Here is a 3,627-nt window from a genome sequence, read left to right as displayed (position 1 = left end):
GCCCCGCACCTTTGCGAAAAAGGTGCGGGGCCGTCGTCGTACTGGATGCGGGAAGCCACCGGCGTCCGGAGGCCCACCTACCTGGGGGCCGCCGTCGAGCCCCGCACCACCAGCTTGGGATTGAGGACCGAGGCCGCGCCCGAGGGGCCCTGGGCCATGTCGGACAGCAGCATCCGGATGCAGCGCGCGCCGAGCTCCTTGAAGCCCTGGTTCACGGTGGTCAGCGGCGGGACGAAGTAACCGGCCTCCGGCTGGTCGTCGAAACCCTCCACGCTGATGTCCTCCGGGACGCGCAGGCCGGCCTCGCTGAAGGCGCGCAGCGCGCCCAGTGCCATCTGGTCGTTGGCCGCGAACACAGCCGTCGCCCCACCGGCGTTGGCCAGTTCCAGCCCGGCGCGGTAGCCGCTTTCGGCGCTCCAGTCCCCCGGGATCAGCAAGCCTTCCGGGAGCCCGGCCTGTGCAAGGGGCCGGCGCCAGCCTTCGGTGCGGGCCACGGCGTCCATCCAGTCCTGCGGACCGGCAATGTGGGCGATGGAGGTGTGGCCAAGGTTGACCAGGTGCTGCACGGCGAGGGCCGCACCGGCGCGCTGGTTCACAGCCGCGACCGTCAGGTGCTCATCCGCCCCGAAACCCACGGCAACCAGCGGGACGGACACGGTGATGGAGCGCAGCGACTCCAACATGGTCTGGTGCGGCACGATCACCACGATCCCGTCCACGGACTGCAGCAGGAAGTGCTCAAGGGCGTCGTCGATGCCTGCAGGGGTCACCTCGCTGAGGCTGGCCATGCTGACCGCATAGCCCTCGTTCCGGGCTGCCTGCTGGACGCCAAGAAGCGTGTTGGCCGGGCCGTAGTGCGCGGTGCCGGCGGCCAGGACGCCGATGGCCTGGGAGCGCCGGGTGACAAGGCTTCGGGCCGCGGTGTTGCGGCGGTACCCCAGTTCGGCGATGGCACGTTCGACGCGCTTGCGAGTCCGGGCGCTGACATTTGGATGCGCGTTCAGCACGCGCGACACCGTCTGGTGGGACACCCCAGCACGACGCGCCACGTCCTCCATCACAGGAGGACGCGGCGCGGGGTTGGCTGTCACCTTATGGGTCTTGCTGTCACGTGGCGAAGATGCTCCAGGACGCCCGGTGCGTGGCGCCCGGCTCAAGCCGGATCAGGTCCGTGCCGCTGTTGAAGGCGTCCGGAGGGCAGGTCATCGGCTCCACGGCGAGGCCCAGCCGGTTCGGGAACGGGGGCTGCTTGTCCGCGGTATGGATCTGCAGCCAGCGGCAGGTGCCGTCCCAGGCCATGCCGACGCCGGTCCCACCCGGGTCCCGGACCAGCACACGGGCTTCCCCGCCGCCGTCGAACTCTATGTCCGTGAAGGCGTGGTCGATCTCCGTGCCGCCAATGCGGCGCGGTGCGCGGAAATCAAACTCGTGCCCGTCCACGCTGCGCGTTTCCTTCGGCAGCAGCCGGTCCGGCGTGACTTCGAGGAACGTCCCGGCGGGGATTTCAAGGGTCCATTCGTCGAGGGGTGACGGCCCGGCCACCAGGTAGGGGTGCGGGCAGACGCCGTACGGCGCCGCGGTGCCGCCGAGATTCGCCACCGTAACCGTGCTGTGCAGGCCGTCGTCCGCCAGCCGGTATTCGACGGCGACGCGCAGCTCATGCGGGTATCCCGCCGTCGGCTCCGGGGAGCAGGACACCGTCACCGATGACTCATCATGCGACTCGAGAGTCCACTCCAGCGGAAACACCAGCCCGTGCAGGGCGCAGCCGCGGTCGGCCTCGTTGACCGGCACCTCGTACTCGGCGCCGTCGAACGTGTACCGGCCGTCGGCGATCCTGTTGGGCCAGGGCGCCGCGACGATGCCGCGGTAGTCGGGAATGGATCCGCCCGCCGGGAACGGGACGATGAGGTCCCGTCCCCGGTGGCGCAGCTCCCGCAGCGCGCCGGCCAGGGCCGTGATGGTGGCGGTGTACTCCCCCGCCCGGATTCTGTATTCGGTCACAGCCCTATTTTCGGTCACAGCCTGCCGGCCAGCCGGTAATAGGCGGCGTTCCAGGCGAGTTCCTTCTTGAACTGTTTGAGGGTGGTGCCCTCGTCGATGGTGAGCAGCTCGGTCTGAGCGATCTCGGCGAAGTCCTCGAACACGTCCACGCCCACCTGGGTGGAGAGGACGGTGTGGTGCGCGGCGCCGGCGGTCAGCCAGGCGGCGGCGGACGTGGCGAAGTCGGGCTTCGGTTCCCAGAGGGCGCGTGCCACCGGCAGGTTGGGCAGCGGCTCGTCGAGGTCGACGACGTCGACGGCGTTCGCCACGAGGCGGAACCGGTCGCGCATGTCGGACAGGGCGACGACGACGCCCGGGCCGGCGTCGGTGTCGAACACCATCCGGACCGGGTCCTCCTTGCCGCCGATGCCCAGCGGGTGGATCTCGACGCGCGGCTTCTTGGCGGTCAGCGAGGGGCAGACCTCCAGCATGTGCGCGCCGAGGATCTTCTCCTGTCCGGGCGCCAGGTGGTAGGTGTAGTCCTCCATCAGGGAGGCCCCGCCGGGCAGCCCGGCGCCCATGACCTTGGCGGCACGGATCAGGATGGCGGTCTTCCAGTCGCCCTCGGCGCCGAAGCCGTAGCCGTCGGCCATGAGCCGCTGCACGGCCATGCCCGGAAGCTGCCGCAGCTCGCCCAGGTCCTCGAAGGACGTGGTGAACGCAGCGGAGCCGTTGGCTTCGAGGAAGCTGCGCAGCCCGAGCTCGATCCGGGCGCTGTAGCGGAGGGACTCATGGCGGGCCCCGCCGGCCTTCAGCTCGGGAACCACCTCATAAAGCCGCTCGTACTCGGCAACCAAAGTGTCGACGTCGGACTCGGCGGCGCCGTGCACGGCGTCGGCGAGCTCGTTGACGGACCAGGTGTTGACCGAGACGCCGAAGCGCAGCTCGGCCTCGGTCTTGTCGCCTTCGGTGACGGCGACGTTGCGCATGTTGTCCCCGAAGCGGGTCAGCTTCAGGTTCCGGACGGCCGCCCAGCCGGCGGAGGCGCGCTGCCAGATGCCCACCTGGCGGGCCACCTCGGGGTTGGACACGTGGCCCACGACCGTCTTGCGCGGCACGCCCAGCCGGGACTGGATGTAGCCGAACTCGCGGTCGCCGTGCGCGGCCTGGTTCAGGTTCATGAAGTCGAAGTCGATGTCCGCCCACGGCAGGTCCACGTTGGCCTGGGTGTGCAGGTGCAGGAGGGGCTTGCGGAGCAGGTCCAGGCCCTGGATCCACATCTTGGCCGGGGAGAAGGTGTGCATCCACGCCGTCACGCCGATCACCGCATCGTCCGAGTTGGCCTCCAGCGCGGTGCGGCGGATCGCGTCCGAGTCCGTGAGCACGGGCTTCCAGACGAGCTTGACCGGGACGTCGGAGGATTCGTTCAGGGCGGCGGCGATCTCCTGGGACTGGGCGGCCACCTGCTTCAGGACGTCCTCGCCGTAGAGGTGCTGGCTGCCGGTGAGGAACCAGACCTCGTAGTGCTCGAGGGAGGTGTTGTTGGCGTTGGACATGGTGTCTCCTTGGAAAGTCTTGGGGGTGTGCGGGGCCGGAACTAGCGGCCGTAAACGTTCTGGTAGCGGTCGTAGAGCGACTCGATCT

General features: G+C 69.5%; 3 protein-coding genes. All 3 read right to left on the bottom strand.

Going from position 1 to position 3,627, the window contains the following annotated elements:
- Positions 1–77: 77 nt before the first annotated feature.
- Genes ACFRAH_RS24190 through araA form a run of 3 tightly spaced genes read right to left on the bottom strand, consistent with a single transcriptional unit; the run spans position 78 to position 3,539 of the window.
- The gene (locus ACFRAH_RS24190; protein ID WP_377993431.1) at positions 78–1,091 is read right to left on the bottom strand and encodes a LacI family DNA-binding transcriptional regulator; all 1,014 of its coding nucleotides are present in this window, start codon (positions 1,089–1,091) and stop codon (positions 78–80) included.
- A gap of 16 nt (positions 1,092–1,107) precedes the next feature.
- Positions 1,108–2,004, bottom strand: a complete 897-nt coding sequence (locus ACFRAH_RS24185) for an aldose 1-epimerase family protein (RefSeq protein WP_377993430.1) — start codon at positions 2,002–2,004, stop codon at positions 1,108–1,110.
- A 14-nt stretch (positions 2,005–2,018) separates the two neighbouring features.
- On the bottom strand, positions 2,019–3,539 hold the full coding sequence (araA, locus tag ACFRAH_RS24180) for an L-arabinose isomerase (protein WP_377993429.1): 1,521 nt from the start codon (positions 3,537–3,539) through the stop codon (positions 2,019–2,021).
- Positions 3,540–3,627 lie beyond the last annotated feature (88 nt).

It is taken from the genome of Arthrobacter sp. NPDC056727, from assembly GCF_042790555.1.
Taxonomy (GTDB): domain Bacteria; phylum Actinomycetota; class Actinomycetes; order Actinomycetales; family Micrococcaceae; genus Arthrobacter.
The sequence above is the reverse complement of the archived record's forward strand: the minus strand, read 5'-3'. Positions and strand labels throughout refer to the sequence as shown.

Coding starts and splice junctions, on each gene's coding strand:
- araA (WP_377993429.1), bottom strand. CDS start 3,539: ATGTCCAACGCCAACAACACCTCCCTCGAGCACTACGAGGTCTGGTTC.